The 17,920-nt window shown below is 65.4% G+C and carries 19 protein-coding genes; 9 read left to right on the plus strand and 10 right to left on the minus strand.

Going from position 1 to position 17,920, the window contains the following annotated elements; all coding sequences use genetic code 11:
- The first annotated feature begins 279 nt into the window (after window positions 1-279).
- Window positions 280-921 (plus strand): NlpC/P60 family peptidoglycan endopeptidase RipB, encoded by a 642-nt coding sequence (ripB, locus tag AB0876_RS11105; RefSeq protein WP_526042330.1) that lies wholly within the window; start codon window positions 280-282, stop codon window positions 919-921.
- A 2-nt stretch (window positions 922-923) separates the two neighbouring features.
- On the opposite strand, the gene AB0876_RS11110 is transcribed toward ripB, so the two are convergent.
- The 3 genes from AB0876_RS11110 to AB0876_RS11120 form a co-directional block, all read right to left on the minus strand.
- The gene (locus tag AB0876_RS11110; RefSeq protein ID WP_526041992.1) at window positions 924-1,862 is read right to left on the minus strand and encodes a M56 family metallopeptidase; all 939 of its coding nucleotides are present in this window, start codon (window positions 1,860-1,862) and stop codon (window positions 924-926) included.
- Window positions 1,859-2,248, minus strand: coding sequence for a BlaI/MecI/CopY family transcriptional regulator (locus tag AB0876_RS11115; protein WP_064881457.1), 390 nt, complete (start codon window positions 2,246-2,248; stop codon window positions 1,859-1,861). The genes AB0876_RS11110 and AB0876_RS11115 overlap by 4 nt, the downstream gene beginning before the upstream one ends.
- Window positions 2,249-2,360: 112 nt before the next feature.
- Complete coding sequence (locus AB0876_RS11120) at window positions 2,361-3,896, minus strand: multicopper oxidase family protein (protein WP_526041993.1); 1,536 nt, start codon at window positions 3,894-3,896, stop codon at window positions 2,361-2,363.
- Window positions 3,897-4,393: 497 nt separating this feature from the next.
- Between AB0876_RS11120 and AB0876_RS11125 the strand changes: the two genes are divergently transcribed.
- The gene (locus tag AB0876_RS11125) at window positions 4,394-5,272 is read left to right on the plus strand and encodes a L,D-transpeptidase (protein WP_526042331.1); all 879 of its coding nucleotides are present in this window, start codon (window positions 4,394-4,396) and stop codon (window positions 5,270-5,272) included.
- A 127-nt stretch (window positions 5,273-5,399) separates the two neighbouring features.
- On the opposite strand, the gene AB0876_RS11130 is transcribed toward AB0876_RS11125, so the two are convergent.
- The 5 genes from AB0876_RS11130 to AB0876_RS11150 form a co-directional block, all read right to left on the minus strand.
- On the minus strand, window positions 5,400-5,699 hold the full coding sequence (locus tag AB0876_RS11130; protein WP_491839248.1) for a hypothetical protein: 300 nt from the start codon (window positions 5,697-5,699) through the stop codon (window positions 5,400-5,402).
- A gap of 191 nt (window positions 5,700-5,890) precedes the next feature.
- Window positions 5,891-7,192, minus strand: coding sequence for a TrpB-like pyridoxal phosphate-dependent enzyme (locus tag AB0876_RS11135; protein WP_526041994.1), 1,302 nt, complete (start codon window positions 7,190-7,192; stop codon window positions 5,891-5,893).
- Window positions 7,189-7,977: a rhomboid-like protein gene (locus tag AB0876_RS11140; protein ID WP_526042332.1), complete on the minus strand. Its 789-nt coding sequence runs from the start codon at window positions 7,975-7,977 to the stop codon at window positions 7,189-7,191. The genes AB0876_RS11135 and AB0876_RS11140 overlap by 4 nt, the downstream gene beginning before the upstream one ends.
- Window positions 7,978-8,006: 29 nt before the next feature.
- Window positions 8,007-9,395 (minus strand): phosphatidylglycerol lysyltransferase domain-containing protein, encoded by a 1,389-nt coding sequence (locus AB0876_RS11145; RefSeq protein ID WP_526041995.1) that lies wholly within the window; start codon window positions 9,393-9,395, stop codon window positions 8,007-8,009.
- A gap of 187 nt (window positions 9,396-9,582) precedes the next feature.
- The gene (locus AB0876_RS11150) at window positions 9,583-10,119 is read right to left on the minus strand and encodes a CGNR zinc finger domain-containing protein (protein WP_491839244.1); all 537 of its coding nucleotides are present in this window, start codon (window positions 10,117-10,119) and stop codon (window positions 9,583-9,585) included.
- A gap of 25 nt (window positions 10,120-10,144) precedes the next feature.
- Here AB0876_RS11150 and AB0876_RS11155 point away from each other — a divergent pair, with 25 nt between their 5' ends.
- The 5 genes from AB0876_RS11155 (at window position 10,145) to AB0876_RS11175 (ending at window position 14,024) form a co-directional block, all read left to right on the plus strand.
- Window positions 10,145-11,557, plus strand: a complete 1,413-nt coding sequence (locus AB0876_RS11155; protein ID WP_526041996.1) for an MFS transporter — start codon at window positions 10,145-10,147, stop codon at window positions 11,555-11,557.
- Window positions 11,558-11,638: 81 nt separating this feature from the next.
- On the plus strand, window positions 11,639-11,923 hold the full coding sequence (locus AB0876_RS11160) for a hypothetical protein (RefSeq protein WP_526041997.1): 285 nt from the start codon (window positions 11,639-11,641) through the stop codon (window positions 11,921-11,923).
- A 119-nt stretch (window positions 11,924-12,042) separates the two neighbouring features.
- Entirely contained in the window at window positions 12,043-12,888 is an 846-nt protein-coding gene (locus AB0876_RS11165) for an alpha/beta fold hydrolase (RefSeq protein WP_526041998.1), read from the plus strand.
- Window positions 12,889-13,003: 115 nt separating this feature from the next.
- Window positions 13,004-13,525, plus strand: coding sequence for a nuclear transport factor 2-like protein (locus tag AB0876_RS11170; protein ID WP_064881473.1), 522 nt, complete (start codon window positions 13,004-13,006; stop codon window positions 13,523-13,525).
- A 190-nt stretch (window positions 13,526-13,715) separates the two neighbouring features.
- Window positions 13,716-14,024 carry a hypothetical protein gene (locus AB0876_RS11175; RefSeq protein ID WP_055114037.1) on the plus strand — a complete coding sequence of 103 codons (309 nt, stop codon included), beginning with the start codon at window positions 13,716-13,718 and terminating at the stop codon, window positions 14,022-14,024.
- A gap of 62 nt (window positions 14,025-14,086) precedes the next feature.
- Here the strand turns inward: AB0876_RS11175 and AB0876_RS11180 are convergent, their stop codons facing one another.
- A complete protein-coding gene (locus tag AB0876_RS11180) occupies window positions 14,087-14,953 on the minus strand; it encodes an ESX-1 system-associated protein (protein WP_526041999.1) in 867 nt (288 codons plus the stop codon).
- A gap of 185 nt (window positions 14,954-15,138) precedes the next feature.
- Window positions 15,139-15,786 (minus strand): LysM peptidoglycan-binding domain-containing protein, encoded by a 648-nt coding sequence (locus tag AB0876_RS11185; RefSeq protein WP_526042000.1) that lies wholly within the window; start codon window positions 15,784-15,786, stop codon window positions 15,139-15,141.
- 218 nt (window positions 15,787-16,004) lie between these two features.
- On the opposite strand from AB0876_RS11185, the gene AB0876_RS11190 reads away from it, so the two are divergent.
- Both AB0876_RS11190 and AB0876_RS11195 read left to right on the plus strand, forming a co-directional pair.
- A complete protein-coding gene (locus tag AB0876_RS11190) occupies window positions 16,005-17,027 on the plus strand; it encodes a hypothetical protein (RefSeq protein WP_526042001.1) in 1,023 nt (340 codons plus the stop codon).
- Between the two features lie 30 nt (window positions 17,028-17,057).
- Window positions 17,058-17,906 carry an alpha/beta fold hydrolase gene (locus AB0876_RS11195; protein ID WP_526042002.1) on the plus strand — a complete coding sequence of 283 codons (849 nt, stop codon included), beginning with the start codon at window positions 17,058-17,060 and terminating at the stop codon, window positions 17,904-17,906.
- Window positions 17,907-17,920 lie beyond the last annotated feature (14 nt).

The raw sequence follows: 17,920 nt of genomic DNA on the forward strand, positions 1-17,920 counted from the left end.
TCCGACGTCGGCGACCGAGACCAAAGCGCAATCTGCGCAATGAATTACCACGATGGAATTTGGTTACAGATGGGGCTGACGTGTCTATTGTGATCTAAAGTACGTACGTACGTAGTTGATACATAGTTCCCGTGAATGCGGACGCTGCCTCCGCCACGGCTATCGCAAGGCGGAGGGGGATGCGTGACCATGCCTTCCATGACCCACGGGCGTCCCCTCTACTGGGATCGGCGAACACTCCTGCACACAGGGATTCTCGCCGCGGCAGCGTTGGCGGCCATGGGTACTCCCCTCGCCCACGCGGAACCCAACGCCGGCCAGTGGGATCCCACCCTGCCCAACCTGCTCAGCGCGGGAGCGCCGGGCGATCCTGTGGCCATCGCCAATGCGTCGTTGCAGGCGAGCGCTTTTGCCGCGCAGACGACGTTCGACATGGGCCGAAAGTTCCTCGGCAGCCTGGGGCTCGCCCCCGCGGACACCGGCGCGGCCCCCGTCCTCCGCGGCAACCGCGTCTATGGCAGGCAGGCAGTCGAGTACGTGATCCGGCGGGCCGGCACCCAACTCGGAGTGCCGTATTCGTGGGGTGGTGGCAGTCTGACCGGGCCCAGTCGCGGAGTGGATTCCGGTGCCGGCACCGTCGGCTTCGACTGCTCCGGGCTCACTCGTTACGCGTTCGCCGGCGTGGGTGTCCTGCTCCCCCGCTATTCGGGCGATCAGTACACGGCGGGGCGCCACCTGCCGCCGTCACAGGCCAAGCGAGGAGATCTGCTGTTCTGGGGGCCAGGTGGCGGTCAGCACGAAGCGCTCTACCTCGGCGGCGGCCAGATGCTCGAGGCGCAGCAGACCGGCGTTCCGATCAAGATCTCGCCGGTCCGCACCTCCGGGATGACGCCGTATGTCACTCGCGTCATCGAGTACTGACCTCAGCGACAGACCAGGCCCGATGCCCCCAACACGAACGTCGCGACCGGAGCCAGGGCGATCACTGCCATCGCCCCGAAGAGGCCGGCCCCGGCCCCGACCCGGATCCACGGCGCCGGCGGAAGAGCAAGGCGCTCAGCCCGGTTCAGCAAGGCCACGTCGGCGGCGCCGAGGGCCTGGGCCGGCGTGGCTCCGGCGAGTGCCATGAGCCCGGACAGAAGCGTGTGCTGCCCGTGGCGGCGCACCGCGACGTCGTCGGCGCACATTTCCAGGAGCCGACCGACATCGGCGGCGCCCCGGGTCATCAGCCGTACCCGTGGAAAGACCATCGCCAGCCCGCGCATCGCGGTCACGATCTTCGGATGACGTCCGTCGAGATGCGCCCGTTCGTGGGCCAGTACGGCCTGCAGCTCGTCGCTGCCCAGTGCGGCGATCGCCCCGGTGGTGACCACGATCGCCGGAGGCTCCCCCGCCACGCAGTACGCAGTGCGCTCACCGGTGTCGACGATGAAGACGTCGCGCTGATCGGTCGGACGTCCCACCAGACGGACCGCCTGGGCGTGACCGTGGGCATGGGCGCGCAGCCGTCGAATGGTGCGCAGGGCTTTGATCCCGACGCCGACCAGCGCCACGACCAGCGCGACCGCCCCGACCATCACCGCCGCTTGCGCCGCGATGCCCGCGCGCCCGGCCGCGATGTCGCAGAGGAACTCCACACATGACGCCAGGAATGATGAGCGCCGGCCGCCGTGGAAAACCACGCCGAGGATGACCAACACCGGAATGACGATCCAGGTGGCCAAGACGCTGACGACGGCCGTCAACCATGCCGCCACACCGAATCGGGGGGCGGACCCGCCGCGGGTGAGGGCGCTGAGCAGCGTCGGCGCCAGCACCATCATCGCCACGCTGTAGATCAGCAGACCCGCGGCGACGTTCACCGCTTTTTCGCCCTCGTCGATCGTCTGGCCAACGTGCGTAGCGCGGCGCGCAGTCGATCGGAATCCTGCGGGTCGATCTGCTCGATGAAGTAGCTGAGCACCAGATCCGAACGGCCGCCACCGTCGAGGGCCTCGCGCATCAACTGAGCGGTGTGCTGCTCGCGGTTCAACCTCGGCCAGTACCGGTAGGCCCGGCCGTCGCGGTCGCGTTCCAGCCAGCCCTTCGTGTGCAGATTGTCCATCGTCGACATGACGGTGGTGTACGCGATCCGGCGCTCTTCGACGAGCTCATCGAACACCTCGCGCACAGTGACCGCCGCGGGACCGCGATTCCAGATGCGGTCCATGATGTCGGCTTCGAGTTCGCCGAATCCTCGTACGCGCACAGCACCCCTCCAAGATCGGTGATGCGAGCGTACCTCGCGCCGGGGCGCCGCAGCCGGCTCGACGCGGTGGCCGTACCTACTACATAGGCTCGTACGTAGTACTGGCCTAAGTTCAGCCGGCGTAGTCGACACGGGTCATCATCCCCGCATCCTGGTGGTATGTGTTGTGGCAGTGGAGCATCCAGGCACCGGGATTGTCAGCGGCGAACACCACGCGCACCTGCTGCATCGGCAACACGATCAGGGTGTCCTTACGGGCGCCGGGCCGACCGTCTGCACCCATGACCTGAAAGGTGTGGCCGTGCAGATGCATCGGATGCCACATCATCGACGAGTTCCGGAATGTCATTGCCACCCGTTGCCCTTCGCGCACGGTCAGCGGCTGCGCTTCGGCGAAGTTGCGGCCATTGATGGTCCACGTGTAGGTCGCCATCGAGCCACCCAGCTCGACGGGCAGCTCGACATCGACCGGCTTGGAGTCGAACGTGGCCTCCGGAGTTGCGGTGAACACATTGACCGTGCCGAGCCGTCCCCGCAACTCCGGCGGCGCGTAGTCCGGCGGCGGGGTCGAGCCATCGGCGGTGATCAGCAAGGCCCGCGTGGACGCATTCTTCCCCTCGGCGGCCGCAACGAGGGGAAACACCCCGTCCCCTGCGGTGACCACCACGTCATAGCGCTCGCCCATCCCCAGCAGTACCGCATCCACCTCGGTGGGGACCACCGGGAAACCGTCGGTGTGGGTGACGGTCATGCGGTGCCCGGCCAATGCGACGCGGAATGCCGTATCGGAGCCGGCGTTGATCAACCGGATCCGCACTCGTTGGCCGGGTCGCACCCGGAAGCTGTTGGGGTTCTGAGCGTTTCGACCATTGGCGACGTACATCGGGTAGTCGACGTCGCCGGCATCGCCCCCGAGGGCCGAACTTTCGCGACCACCCGCGGGTCCCATCGCTTCGTGCCCGGTCATGCCCGGCATGCCACCCATGCCGGGCATGTCGTGTCTCCCGCCCGACGGCTTGCGCAAGCGGTCGTAGATCTGGGCAGGGCTTTCACCGACGCCATCGGTCCAATCGTCGAGCATCACCACCCATTCGGCGTCATATCGGCCCGGGTCGTCGGGATCATCGATGATCACCGGGAAGTACAGGCCGGTATCGGCGTCCAGTCCGGTATGCGGGTGTGCCCAGTAGGTTCCGGGATGAGGCGCCGAGAACCGGTACGTGAAATCACCCCCGTCGGGGATGTCCGGGGTGGCCGGTGCCGCCCCGTCCATGTCATTGCGGAGCGCCAGACCGTGCCAATGCGCCGAGGTGGCACGGCCGAGCCTGTTGCGCACCGTGACCTCCAGCTCATCGCCGACCGACGCCCGCAACAGCGGCCCGGGCACAACGTCGGTGTAGGCGATGGTTTCGGCGACCCGACCACCGAGATCGACCCGTGCGCGCTGTGCGGTCACAGTGGTCGACACGGTGCGGCCACTGTGCGGGCGGCGAGCCTCGGCCGCGGCGATCGCATCCCGGGAAGTCGCTGCGGTCGAGGTGGCGCCCGCGTCACGTTGACACGCCGCGATGGCCGTCGCGCTCAAGGCGGCCGTGGCCACGAGGAATCCCCGGCGGCTCAGACGCGGCAGGCTGGTGGTGTCGGGCATGGTCGGGGCTCCAGTGGTCTTACGTGACAGGTGCGTGGGTGCTCTGCCACCACCTGACCACCGGAGAACAGTGAATCGGTATGGGTTATGTGAAGGTTTGTTGAAGAACTGCGCCTCAGCGGTGACACACCAAGGTTGTCGTAGGAACCGAAACTCATATCGAACGCAAAGCGCTACGCTATTTTCTACGTATTTATCGCGTATGTGACACCTACGTACGGGATGATCACGCAGGTCATCGCAGTCGTCGGCGCGCTGTACTCGGTAAATTTTTCACAAAAGTAGTGGCAAATAACCACTTTCGGCGGGTACCTCGCGCTTGCGATCGGCCGCCCGCTCGCTGCCACGATCTACTATCCCCGTACGTAGCTAGTAGACTGGTCGCGCAACCATGAATCCGCCCGAGCGGACGTGGTCATCAAGGACACCTCGTCGATGGAGGCCTCGTGCAGCACCGCACCAGCTACCTGTGGATCACCGCGATCGCGGCGACCGTCATGGTCACCGCATCAAGCGTGACCGGCACTTCCGCACTGGCGGAGCCGGCGGGACCCCCACCACCCGTCGAACCGGCACCTCACCTCGCGCCCCAGATGCTGTGGCCCGCCCCCTTCGGCGCGGCCGCTACTGTCGGTACCCCGGCAGGGCAGAACCCCTTGCCCTTCACCGGCGAACCGCCGTTCCTGCCACCGGCATTCAATCCGGCAAACGGAGCCACGGTCGGTGTCGCCAAGCCGATCTCCATCACGTTCCCACGGCCGATCGCAGACCGCCAGCTGGCCGAGGATGCCATCCACATCTCGTCCAACCCTCCGGTGCCCGGAAAGTTCTACTGGATGAGCAATACTCAGGTGCGTTGGCGTCCAATCGATTTCTGGCCGGCAGGGACCGTGGTGAACATCGATGCCGCCGGTACGAATTCCAGTTTCCGCGTCGGTGATTCACTGGTTGCCACGATCGACGACAGCACCCATCAGATGCAGATCCACCGTAACGGCGAGCTGGAGAAGACGTTTCCGGTATCGCTGGGTAAGCCTGGCTACGAAACCCCCAACGGGACCTACTACGTACTGGAGAAGTTCTCCGACATCATCATGGACTCGTCGACGTACGGGGTCCCGGTGAATTCCGCCGAGGGCTACAAGCTCAAGGTTCAGAACGCCGTCCGTCTCAGCAACACCGGAATCTTCGCGCACAGCGCACCCTGGTCGGTCGCCGATCAAGGCAAACGCAATGTCAGCCACGGCTGCCCCAACCTCAGCCCCGCCAACGCCCAGTGGTTCTTCGACCACTTCGGCAGCGGCGACCCTGTCGTGGTCAAGAACTCCGTCGGCCTCTACAACCAGCCGGACGGCGCCCAGGACTGGCAGATGTGATCAACGCGGGGCACCGAGCCCGCCGCCTCGATTTGCGGTGGGCTCGGTGCTTCCGGCGGTGCCGAAATGGGCTCGCGAATTGGCTGAATTAAACGCCAGTAATTGATTGTCGACCTTGGAAAGAAATTCAGCGATTACACATGAGGTCGACGTATGCAGTCGTATAGCGCACTAGATTGTTCACATTGCCCGTCGGCCCGCGCTGCACCCACGAGTGTTTGACGTCGGTGCCCTGCCGCACCGCAGTCACGGTGCATTGATCGATGGGTGCATTGCCCACCTTGTTGAGGATCACGCGAAAACCCTGCGCTTCGAGGTCGCTGATGGTCGCCTGTGCGGAGGTCTGACCACTGGGTGCCGCATGTGCCGGCGCAGATGCGGCAAACCCGAGTGCAGTCGCAACCGAGGCAACGGCGACGGTCTTCACGAACAGATTCTTCGTCATCCAATTCCCTTTCCGGCCAGTCGATAAGCCGACCCCGTATTCCTGAGGCGTCTAACATCGAGCCTAGTTGCGAATACGGGTCCAGGACGAAACTCATATGCGACGCATAATTAGCCGCATATGAGTTTCATGACCAATTCAGGTCGAGTTCAGATATGAAGGGGCCGGCCCCGTCAGAAATTCCCGTCGAGGAACTCCGCATACGCCGGCAGGTCGAGTTGGCCGTGACCGGACAGCCCGATGACGACCACCTGCTCGGTCGGGTCATCGGCGACGTGCCGGGCAGCGGCGGCGATCGCGTGGGTGGCTTCCGGTGCCGGGACGATGCCCTGGGTCCGCGCGAACAGCACCCCCGCCGAGAACGCGTCGTGCTGCCCGACCGCGATGCCCTCGACCAGTCCCAGTTCGACGGTGTGGCTGAGTGCCGGCGCCATCCCGTGGTAACGCAGACCACCGGCATGGATGGGGTCGGGCACGAAATCCATTCCAAGCGTGTGCATCTTGAGCAGCGGGGTCAGGCCTGCCACGTCACCGTGGTCGTAGCGGTACTCCCCCTGCGTGATCGACGGGCACGCCGCCGGCTCGGCCGCCACGACCTTCGGGTTCGACCGGCCATGGATCTTCTCGCGCAGGAACGGGAATGCGAGCCCGGCAAGGTTGGAACCGCCACCGGCGCAGCCGAAGACGACGTCGGCCCCGTTCGGCTCGACGGCGGCGAGCTGCGCCACGGCCTCCTGACCGATCACGCTCTGATGCAGCACCACGTGATTCAGCACGCTGCCCAGCGCGTAGCGCGTGTCGGGATCGCCGGCCGCCACCTCGACGGCCTCACTGACCGCCATTCCCAGGCTGCCGGTGGTGTCGGGGGTCGCCGCCAGGATCGCGCGCCCGGACGCGGTGAGATTCGAGGGGCTTGAGTGCACGGTGCCGCCGTACGTCCGGATCAGATGACCGCGGTACGGCTTCGACTCGTAGGACGCACGGACCTGCCAGACCTCGACCTCCAGGCCGAACTGGGCCCCGGCGAACGACAGCGCGCTACCCCACTGCCCGGCGCCGGTCTCGGTGGTCAGCTTCCGGACCCCGTCGATGCTGTTGTAATAGGCTTGTGCCACAGCCGAATTGGTCTTGTGGCTACCGACCGGACTGACGCCTTCGTACTTGACGTAGATGTGGGCACCCGTATTGAGTTCCTGCTCGAACCGCCGGGCCCGGATCAACGGGGACGGTCGCCACATCGAGTAGATCTCACGCACGGCATCCGGGATCGCGATGTACGGCTCGGTGGACACTTCCTGCGCGATCAGCCCGCTCGGAAACAGCGCTGCAAGGTCGTCCGGGGCGACCGGTTCCTTGGTGCCCGGGTGAAGGTGCGGCGGGATCGGCTGATCGAGCTCGGCCGGAAGGTTGTACCAGTGCGTCGGCACCTCGACCGTGACCAGATCGGGATGGGCGGCGTCGGCGTGCAGCGTCATGCGGACACTGTAGTCAGGCTTGCCGTGCTGCTCTGAGACCCGGCAACCCGACGCTGGGCCCACGTGACAAGCAGTGCGGCGGCAATACCCGCTGGCAGCGCGATCGGCGTCACGGATGGCGATACACCGACGAGCATCAGGAGCCCGAATCCGATACCGATTGCCAGCAATGACAGCCGGGGCGGCGTCCAATGCGAATCAGACCGGAACCGGATCGACAGCAGAATTCCGAGGATCAACGCGACAGCGTGGCCGATGGCGGTGAAATCCGCCCCCGCGGCCGCGACCACCAACGCGGTGGTCACCCAACCGCCGATCCATGCCGGGCGCCACCTCATGGGTATCGCAGCGGTCAAGGTGCCGAGGACTGCGAGGGCGCCGTAGCTCAGCCCGACATCGTTGGCGTGCGCGACCGAGATGGGCAGCCAGCCGAGTTTGATCGCGGCGGCCAGTCCCGCGGCGACGATCAGGGTGGCACCCAGATGGCCGAGGGCGAACGCCTGGATCAACCGCCTGCCGCGCCAGAGCAGCTCGGCCAATGCGAGCAGGCACACCAGGCCCGGGAGTAGCAGATACGTGTATCCCTCAGCAGTGACGAAGGCGCTGCCGAGGAGTGTTCCCAGATGGCCCCGCCCGAGGTTCTCGAGGTTGGTGCTCAGATGGCCGACCACCCGGTCCTGCGTCTGGGGTCCCAGGATCAGCAGCAGCGACGCGATCACGAAAAGTGCCGTCGCGTAACTCAGGGTCACTCGGACCCGTAGCAGGCTGGAGAACACGCGCGACAACATCTCGATTCAGCATACCGGCGCCGAAGCTACCGAAATGCGCTGGTCAAATGGGTCGAACGGTGTGGAGTGAGTTCCAAGGTCAGCAATGCGGCCGCCGCCGGAATGACATCGACCAGTGGCAACAACACGTACCGCCGCTCCGCCATGGCATCGAACTTGCGGACGTACCGATACAGCGACTCCAGCTTGATGAGCCGGTCGCCGACGTGCGCGAGGGCCCGCAGCGCGCGCACGGTGACCTCACCGCTGCGCTCATCGCTGAAGAGCTCGGGGAACGGCGCGAAGGCCAGCGACACGCGCTCACCCTTGTGCGACGCCGCCCACCTGATCATGTCCACGGTCAGTCGCTCGTCGATCCCGTTTGGTGCGCCCGACCGGCGCCACGGCAGGTCCAGGCTCAGCTCGGTGCCACCACCGGCACTCACATAACGTTGAAATGCCTGAATCCGACCGGCACGATCGCGTCCGTAGATCAGCCACACACCGGGATATCGGCCGGACAACGTGCCGCCGAGCATCATGGAGAATCCACGCTCGGCCGTGACGGCCTTTCCCGACTGCCGCATCACGTCGAGAAGTTCTGCCCGCAACACACCGTCGATGTCGGATTCGGCGACCACCTCGGTGCTGACACCGGCGTTGTGAGTCCGCTGGACCGCCTGCCTGAGATTGCGGCGGCGCCGGCCCCGGAGGTCGAAGTCGTTGACTTCCACCACGACGTCACGCCCGATCGGAATGGCCCGCAATCTGCCGCCCGTCACGGCTCGGTCACGCCACAACATCAACCGATGTTCCGAGGCTCCCAACACCACAATGCGCCAACCCCGCGCCCGGCACAGGGCCGCAAACGCGGCAACCACTTCCTCATAGCGGGCCCGGTTTCCGATCGGATCGCCGCTGACCACCGCCATACCAGCCAGGGCGCGGTAGGCCAGGACGGCTGTGGCGTCCGCAGAGAACACGTAGCTCTTGTCCGAACACATCGCAAACGGCGCCAGTGGATCGCGCGTGGTCCGGTCGACCAGCGTTGACACCGCGGGCAGAGCGCCTGGCTGTGATTTCGATGGTCTCGGCCTGACCAACATCGCCGCTGCGAGCACGAGGCAGATCCACCCGTCCGCCGGGTGCCCGATCACCAGCGCAAACGCCCCCAGCATCACTGCGGCTGCCGCGGTGGCGCCGTGGGCCACGGTCATCGGGCGTCCGAGGAGCAGACCGTGCAGCAGAATCGTCGCGGCCAGTGACACCGCGATCAGACTCATCAGCACCGGCTCATGACCGATCCGGCCCGTGTCGTGATCAACGAGCAGTGCCGCCGTACTGCCCGCGAGGGTCAGCACCACCACGGCCAGCAGCAGGTGCAGCCGTAGCCTGCGGTGGGCACCGAGACCGACACCGACAGTGTCTGCCGTCACGCCGGTAGGTGGGCGTGAGGCCGGTGCCGGTGACGAAGTCACATCTACGATCTCCCCGTGCTGCCCCAAGTTACGGATCAATCCCTCACCAACCAATATACGAACCGGGAGTGAATCGCGCCGCCCGAAAAGGACCGATCGGCCGTCAATTGGGGTAGCCGCGGGAGTGGTTGCGCCAGAACAGGTTTCAGCGACGTCCCGAAATGCGGTTGGACCTGGCTCGGTGCCGCCTGACGGCGTCACGGTTGGCGCAGCCGTGACTGCAATACTTCTGCGTGCCGGGTCGGGTGAAGTCGACGAATGCCGTGGCGCAGTCATCCAGTGCGCATCGGCGGATACGTTGCATCCCGCGTTCAGTGAGAAAGTGGGCTGCGGCAGCGCTTGTGGCGCCGGCCAGCGTGGCGGCGAAGCCCGCGTCAGCGTCGCGGTAATGCAGATGCCAACCACTGCCGTCATGATCGGTGATCGACGGACCGGTGGCGAAGCGAGCCAGCAACTCGTTGAGGATGAGCACCCGGTTCTCCTCGGTGCCGGCATCGATGACGTCCGTCCAGCGCTCGAGAAAATCGCCCACCTGTTGGAGGTCGGCGCGCGTGACGCGACAGTGGATCGGCATGCCCAGACCTGTCCAACGCCGTTCCAGATCACCCGGCGTCGTGGCCGGGCGATTGACCAGATCGAGCGCATTCCGCAGCAACGGCTCGACGTAATGGTTTACATGCACAAGACCATTACAGCAGGGTCGGATCATGCCGTCGACCTCTCCCAACTCCATTCCCGTCCACGATGCCGCAGGCGATCGAGACACCGATTGGCGCCCCTTGGTGACCTGCTGTCTCGCGACTTTCCTACTGCTGGCGTTCACGACTGTCGTGACGGTCAGCGCCGAGTCCATCGCGGGCCGGCTCGGCGCCGGATTCGCGGTAGCCCAATGGATCATCGACGTCTACACCCTCGCGCTGGCGGCGCTCGTAATGGCGATGGGCACGCTCGGGGACCGGCTGGGTCATCGCCGGTTGTTCTTGATCGGGCTGATCATCTTCGGGGTTGCATCGGCGGCTTGTGCGACGGCAACCAGCGGCGCGGTGCTTGTTGCGGCGCGGGCCATTCAGGGCGTGGGCGGTGCCGCGATCTTCGGTACCGCCGTCCCATTGTTGACCCAGCACTACCACGCCCGGACGCGTGGGATCGCGTTCGCCGTGTGGGGTGCAGTGGCCGGGATCGGCAGCACCGTGGGGACCATTGCCGGCGGAGCGGCAACCCAATTCGTCACGTGGCGTTGGTTGTATCTGGCGGCGCTGCCGATCTGTGCGGCTGCAGTGATCACCGGCAAGCGGTCGCTTTCGCGTGACCATCACGCGACCGTACAACTCGATGTCCCCGGATTGGCACTCATCACCACGATGATGACGGGGGCGACCTACGCGGTGATCAATGCCGGCGAGTCCGGGTGGACTTCACCCGGAACCATCGGTGCCGCCGCGGTGAGCCTCGCCGCGATCTGGATTTTCGTCCGGGTCCAACGCCGCGCCGCGAATCCGACGCTGCCTCCGGACCTTTTCGCCACCCGTGGTTTCCTCGCCGTCCTCATCGCCGGATTCGCCTACTACTTCGCTGCTTTCGCCGCACTGCCGGTCCTGTCCCGATGGTTGCAGTCCAGCGCCGGCATGGCGCCACTGCAGGCTGCCCTGGTGCTGACAGTGCAACTTGCTGCGTTCGTTCTCGTTTCGCTCGCATTCAGCGCGCGCTTGCACCATGCACCGCGCAGCTGGGTACTCGGCGGTGGGACCGTACTGACCGGTCTGGCCTGCCTGGCCGGTGCCGGACTTCTGCTTCGCCCGGATTGGACCTCCCTGATCGCGATGCTGATCGTCACCGGCATCGGGGCGGCGATCGTATCCCCTGTGCTTCCCGCAGTTGCGGCGACTTCGGTCCCGCCGGCGCGGGCGGGAGTAGCGGCCGCGGCTGCCAATGCCGCGCGCCAACTCGGTCTGACCATCGGTATCGCATTGTGCGGCACCATCAGCCAGTCAGCACACACCGGCAGCGGCCCGACAACAGGTGTAGTGGTGGCCGCCCTTCTCACCTCTGGTGCGGTGGGGCTCTGTGGCGGTGCGCTCAGCGCCCTGTTGCTCCGTGACCGACGACCATTGAGCGAATGAGATCAGGTTCAGGGCTCGCACAGACCGGATAGCCAATGTGTCCGCGAGATTCATCCGCATACGGATTGGAGGTCTACGGCTATGAATATCACCAGGATTATCGCCGGCCCGGCTGTCGCAGGTGGACTGGCGGCTGGCGCCGCCGGCCTGAGTGCGGCCACTGCGGGTGCGACCCCGGCACCGATGCCGAATCAACCGATGGTGGCAATGACCATCCCCGGCGGGCCTAATCCCGCTCCGCCGCCTGCCTGGGCGCCGCGTACACCGGCTCCGCCGATGTGGGGTGCCGGCAATCCTCAGGTCTGGGATCAGGGCTGGCAGCACTGGGGCGTCTGGATGAACGGAGTGTTCGTGCCGACGTTCTGACCGGAGTACGTCCTCCGTCACCGTGGGGTTTCCCGCGGTGACGGAGTCGTATTCAGATCATGTTCCGTGAGACGAGACTGCCAACGGCGCGACGCTCCGAAGCCCGTAGGTTGGTCGGCATGACCCAGTTGGAACTGAAGCAGATCGACACACCCGCCGGAGTCCTGCGGTATTACGACACTGGTGAGGGACCGACGCTGCTGTTCCTACACGGCTCGGGTCCCGGGGTCACCGGCTGGCGCAACTTCCAGGGAATCCTGCCGACGTTCTCGCGGCAATTTCGTTGCCTCATACTGGAATTCCCGGGATTCGGGGTCACCGACGATATCGGCGGCCACCCCATGGTCACCGCGCAGGGGGTGGTGGGGCCGTTTGTGGATGCCCTCGCCATCGACCGCGTCCACATCGTCGGCAATTCCATGGGCGGTGGCGTCGGGATCAACTTCGCCATCCGCCAACCTGACCGCATCGGCAAGCTCGTCACCATCGGCGGAATCGGAACCAACGTGTTCAGCCCGGGACCCAGCGAGGGCATCCGGCTGCTTCAGGAGTTCACCGAAGACCCGACCCGCCAACGCCTGATCGACTGGTTGAACTCAATGGTCTACGACCCGGCGCTGGTGACCGACGAGTTGATCGAACAGCGCTGGGAGTTGGCGACCGACCCCGAGACGCTCGCCGCTGCCAAACGGATGTACGGCAAGGCGGCCTTCGCGGGAATGATGGCCGCCATGCGGTCATCCGACGCCCCGATGCCCTGGGCGCAGATGCACAAGGTGGCCGCCCCAACGCTGCTGACCTGGGGCCGAGATGATCGGGTCAGCCCCCTCGACATGGCCCTGATCCCGATGCGGACGATCCCCAACGCCGAACTGCACGTGTTCCCCAACTGCGGGCACTGGGCCATGATCGAGGCGAAAGAAGCCTTCGAGCAGACCGTGCTGGGCTTCCTGACCGGCAGCTAGGGCACAAGAAATTCATCATTGAATCTGCGATACAGCTCTGTATATTAATCGTGTGCGCCACGCCACATGAGTCGCTGGCCTGCCCTCACCGCTCCTTCAACGGAAAAGGACCGCAATGGATCTGGTCGATCGCATCGCCAAACACCGCCGTATGGCCGAGAGCTACCGGGACAAATACGTACTGCGGAAGGTCCAGGAAGGCGAGTCCTATGACGAGTGGGAGTTCACCGACGATGCCGTGTACACCTCGCCCTACTTCGTAGCCGGACAGGAACTCGTCCTCAAAGATGTGGCGACGTCCTTCGACGTCGCGGCCACCGTCGAGGCCAAGGCCTACTCGGTGGTCTTCCCGGACTGGAAGCCCGTCGACCACAAGTTCTGGCCGGCAGAGAACGGCCTCGTCATGCGCTACCGCTGGGAAGGTACGACGGCCGACGGCGAGACGATGGGCTTCTACTCGATCAGCTTCATCGACACGAACGAGGACGGCCAGATCACCCATTGGTCGACCTACGTCAACGACGAGGAGTACGGCCCCTTCCTGGAGAAGGCGATCGGCGCTCGCGGGCCGTTCCACGGCGACGAATACATGGAGGCCCTGGCCCGCCACTTCGAAAAGCACAACCTGACCTGGTGAACGTGGGCTGCCGTCCCGAATCTGATAGTCGGCTGTCAGCGCTCAATATCGTTGAATCCACGAAGTTTTCATCCCGTTACCGACCGCACAGCGCCTACCAATCATCAGCACAGGGCAAACACAACCCTCCGAAATAGCTTTGCTCTCCGTGCGGCACCGTCGTCGCACTGGTCAGAAACGGAGTAGAGCAATGGGTTTCAAGAGATCCGTGGGCATATCGGCGATGGCGGCAGGAATCGGCATGGCTGGGCTACTGGGCCTCGGCATCGGTACCGCCGGCGCCGACCCGGGCCCTGGTTGCGACCGCCCGGGCGCGCCGCAGTGTGACCGGCACGACGACCGCGGCGCCAGGCCCGACGACTGGCACGGCCGCGGCATCGACGAGGGCCGTCGCGATCATCAACCCTTCGAATGGAACGGCCAACGGGTGACCCCGATGCCCTCCGGTGACGGCCGCGGCTGGGGCTTCTGGTTCCTCGATCGTTGGGTTCCGATGTAGACAACCGACTCTGGTGGGGCACTCATCCCCTAGTGCCCCACCAGAATCCGGAATCAGGATGCTCAACGTGGTGTGGAGCAAACTGCTTTCACTGCGCCGTCCATCGCGGTGGCCGCGGTCCAGTCCGCTTGGTCGGGCGGCTCGAACTTCGGCAGCTTGGCAGCGTAGGTGTCCGTGTACCGCGACTGCGCCCGCAACAGACCGGCCAACAGCGGATCCGAGGCCTTGTCGGCCAAGCGGCGCAATTCGGCGGCTTCCTGATGCAGAAGCGGGATGACCGACATCGTCACCGACCGTTGCTTGCGCGACCAGCGCGCGGCCGGAATCCGATGATCGGTCTTGACCCAGGCCTGCTGCTTGCCGTCGTACCCGGCGCTGGACCGCTGCCACTGCGCACAGACCGGATCCGGCTTGGCAGCGGCAAATGCCTGCGCAGGCTTGCCGCCGGGCTCATCGGTCACAGTCGACGCAACGACTTCGGCGGGAACAGGTTTCGCCGTGGACGGGGGTGGCCCCGCGGTCTGCTGCTCATCGTCGCCGGAGATGGTGACCGCCACGACGCCACCGACGAGCAACGCGACGGCGGTGGTCGCACCGATCGCTTTCCACATCCGCGCACCGGGCATCCTGGCGCTGACCTGCCGGCGGCCGGCACCCCCGCCGGCGCCGAGCGCCACGTTGAAGGCTGCGTCCGGCCGTGCCTGTAGCTCGGTGACAGCCACTTCGACAGCCGCGGTCGGCGTTCCCAGATCCGTGAGTGCCTTGACGAACCGCGCGACCGACACGAGATCGCGTCCGTAGAGATTCGTTTGCGGTTGTCCCGCCGGGAGGAACCGCTCGACCAGGTCCTCACGCAGCTGCGACGCCCGGGCGATTTCTGCCGCGGTCAGCCAGTGCCCCGGAACATCTTCTGTCCCAAACCCGGTCATCGTTTCGCCCTTCCCACCCACACCTGAAGATTGGTACCGGATCCTGTGCACGCTCGGCAACCGCAAAGCGTTTCTACGTCACCACGTTGCTGTCACAAGTTGGGCACCGAAAGATCACGGCCCCTCGAAATCGGGGCGACACGGGATCGCCTGGCAAACAACCACTCTCGGTCAGACCGCGGTGTTCACAACGGGAAGTTCACCACCTGGCCCGAGAACAAGGTGTCCGGGCGGCTGATGTAGTTGGCCGCGGCGGCAACTGCTGCCCGAGTCTTCACATCGTGGTCTCCGTACTCCTCGACGCACAGTGATTCGAGGGTGTCACCGGCGATGTGTCTACGACGGTTCAGGCCCGGAACGATCAGGACCTGGCCCGGTGTCGGATCGATGGACGCGTCGAGATTGTTGACGTTGGCGACGACGGCCGCGAGGTGATCATCGCCGTACCAGCGGCCGGCCAATCCCGCGAAGGTCTCCCCTGCGGCTACCGTGTGGTGTCCGACGTTGGTCAGGTCGGGCAGCAGCAACCACGTGCCGCGATGGATCTCTCGCTGCGCCACTCCGTTGACCACTTCCCAGATGAACTGGATGGCCGTGCTCTGTGTCCCATAGAAGGACTGCGTGAGCTGTTGCCGGACAGCCGGACCGTCATCGGCGGTGAACAGGTACCGATAGGTGACGTACGGGATCAGCAGCTCCTGCCCGATGTCGATCAGGGCCGGATTGCTGAGGTGATTCTGTTCGGCGATCACGGGATAGAGACCGCCATCGCCATATTCGCGCTCGGCGATCCCGAACAAGGTGTCCCCGAGTGTCACGGTGTAGTTCTTCATCTGTCCGTGCCTTTCTGATTGTTTGAGGCGTCGATCGGCTCAGTGTCGGAGCCAGGGACAGTGGCGGTCGCGCGTAGCGGGCTACCTCAAGTCGCGGAATCGGACTTGAGGTAGTGCGCTACGCGTGACCACGCCCACCGGATCCGGCGATGCTGTGAATGCCCGACCTGTCAGTTCAGTTGCCGGACGGTGATGACGATGACGAATGAGACGTGGACATGACCGCGTTGACCACACAGCACTCGGCCGTGGGCGACCGCCGGACTCTCACGCTCGCCGGCGCCGCGAAGGCGACTGCCGGTAACCGACCAACCGGTTCCTCACTCCGGGATACCTTGCGCCACCGGCCGCTGTCGGTGTGGCGTGAGGTCGCCCGGGGCCGGCTCGCCGATCTCGAAGTCGACCTCGACGAGCTCGCCGCCGACCATGGCCACGACCCGCGTTACCTCGACGCCCGGCGGCGACTCGTGGAGGCCATCGAGATCGTCAACGCGCCACGCACGGTGCGAGGGCTGCTCAACGGGGCCGCCGTGGAAGCCACCTGGCTCCGGATTCACGCCGTGGACATCGCGGTCATCCGGCTGGCGACACCCGGAGTGGTCCGCGCCCGGCTGCCCGAAATCGTCTCCACCGGAAAGGAATTGATCGGCGACACGGATCAATCGGTCGTGGCGATCCGCGAAATTCTGGGGCATTCGAAGTGGACCGAACACGATCGGGAAGTTTTGGCGCACAGTGCCAGGGCGGTACATGCCGCCTCCGACAGCGAGAGCATGCGACTACGCAGCTTCCGCAACATCCTGCTGGGCGCGACGGCGGTGTTGGGATTGTTGGCCATCTGTTTCGGGGTTGTCGGCGCCCTACGGCCTGACACGTTCGGTCTGGTCTCGACCGGCACGTCGACACCCCGTGCCGACGTCGCGATCGCCGAGCTTCTGGGCCTGGTGAGCGCCAGCCTTGTCGGTGCGGTCGCAATCCGCCGGATGAAAGGAACATCGACGGCTTATGCGGTGCCGATGGCCTCGCTGCTGCTCAAACTTCCCACCGGCGCATTGACCGCTGTCGCCGGATTGCTGATGGTCAAGGCGGGCATCGCCGGGGACGGGGTCAGCGTCACCACCAGCGCCCACGTAGTCGGCTACTCGTTGCTGTTCGGAGCGTCGCAGCAAGGCATCACCGGAATGGTGGACCGCCAGGCTCAGAGCCTGCTCAACAACATCTCGTCGAAGGACAATGCCTGACCGACTCGTCTACTTGGCATGATGCTGCTCATGGAGCAATACCGCCGCGGGGAATTCGTATTCGACGTCACCGACAGCGGACCTGCCGACGGGCCGGTGGTCATACTGCTGCACGGCTTCCCCCAGCAGAACACCAGCTGGGCGCAGATCGCCCCGCTGCTCACCGCAAAGGGCTTCCGGTGCCTGGCACCCAACCAGCGCGGGTACTCGCCCGGTGCCCGGCCGACCCGCCGCCGCGATTACCGTTCGGTGGAATTGGTCGAGGACACCCTGGCGCTGATCGATGCCAGCGGTGCCGACCGAGTACATCTCGTCGGCCACGACTGGGGCGCCGCGGTCGCATGGGGCGTGGCTGCCGGCGCACCCGAGAGGCTGGCCTCGTTGTCCGCGCTGTCGGTGCCCCACCCGATGGCGTTCGTGCGGTCCATGCTGACCAGCCGGCAGGGTCTGGCGTCCTGGTACATGTATGTCAATCAACTGCCCTGGGTGTCCGAACGATTGATGCTCGGGCGCGACGGCCGTGGTAAGGCCATTGCCAAATCCTTGATCCGCAGCGGGCTGACACCCCAAGCCGCTGAACGTGACGCTCGGGCCATGACGGAAACCGGGGCCCTGACCGCGGCGCTGAACTGGTATCGCGCCATGCCGCTGAACGGATCGGGCCTGCGCACAACGGACAAGATCACGGTGCCGACGCTGTACGTCTGGAGTGACCGCGACATCGCGATCACCGCGAAGCCGGCGCGCGACACCGCGAATTACGTGAGCGGTCCCTACCGTTTCGAAACGCTCCACGGAGCGTCACACTGGCTTCCGGAGGAGAAGCCGACGGAGATCGCAGGCATGTTGTTGCAGTGGTTCGCAACCCATCCCGTGTGAGCGGAAGGTGACAG

Origin of the sequence: Mycobacterium sp. NPDC049093, from assembly GCF_040704635.1 — a bacterium.
In the GTDB taxonomy this organism is placed as follows: Bacteria; Actinomycetota; Actinomycetes; order Mycobacteriales; family Mycobacteriaceae; genus Mycobacterium.

What these genes read in the sequence shown, in the direction of transcription:
- AB0876_RS11190 (WP_526042001.1), top strand. Translation starts at nt 16,005, where the DNA reads ATGACCGCGTTGACCACACAGCACTCGGCCGTGGGCGACCGCCGGACT.
- AB0876_RS11185 (WP_526042000.1), bottom strand. Translation starts at nt 15,786, where the DNA reads ATGAAGAACTACACCGTGACACTCGGGGACACCTTGTTCGGGATCGCC.
- AB0876_RS11120 (WP_526041993.1), bottom strand. Translation starts at nt 3,896, where the DNA reads ATGCCCGACACCACCAGCCTGCCGCGTCTGAGCCGCCGGGGATTCCTC.
- AB0876_RS11135 (WP_526041994.1), bottom strand. Translation starts at nt 7,192, where the DNA reads ATGACGCTGCACGCCGACGCCGCCCATCCCGATCTGGTCACGGTCGAG.
- ripB (WP_526042330.1), top strand. Translation starts at nt 280, where the DNA reads ATGGGTACTCCCCTCGCCCACGCGGAACCCAACGCCGGCCAGTGGGAT.
- AB0876_RS11160 (WP_526041997.1), top strand. Translation starts at nt 11,639, where the DNA reads ATGAATATCACCAGGATTATCGCCGGCCCGGCTGTCGCAGGTGGACTG.
- AB0876_RS11180 (WP_526041999.1), bottom strand. Translation starts at nt 14,953, where the DNA reads ATGACCGGGTTTGGGACAGAAGATGTTCCGGGGCACTGGCTGACCGCG.
- AB0876_RS11175 (WP_055114037.1), top strand. Translation starts at nt 13,716, where the DNA reads ATGGGTTTCAAGAGATCCGTGGGCATATCGGCGATGGCGGCAGGAATC.
- AB0876_RS11195 (WP_526042002.1), top strand. Translation starts at nt 17,058, where the DNA reads ATGGAGCAATACCGCCGCGGGGAATTCGTATTCGACGTCACCGACAGC.
- AB0876_RS11170 (WP_064881473.1), top strand. Translation starts at nt 13,004, where the DNA reads ATGGATCTGGTCGATCGCATCGCCAAACACCGCCGTATGGCCGAGAGC.
- AB0876_RS11165 (WP_526041998.1), top strand. Translation starts at nt 12,043, where the DNA reads ATGACCCAGTTGGAACTGAAGCAGATCGACACACCCGCCGGAGTCCTG.
- AB0876_RS11155 (WP_526041996.1), top strand. Translation starts at nt 10,145, where the DNA reads ATGCCGTCGACCTCTCCCAACTCCATTCCCGTCCACGATGCCGCAGGC.
- AB0876_RS11125 (WP_526042331.1), top strand. Translation starts at nt 4,394, where the DNA reads ATGGTCACCGCATCAAGCGTGACCGGCACTTCCGCACTGGCGGAGCCG.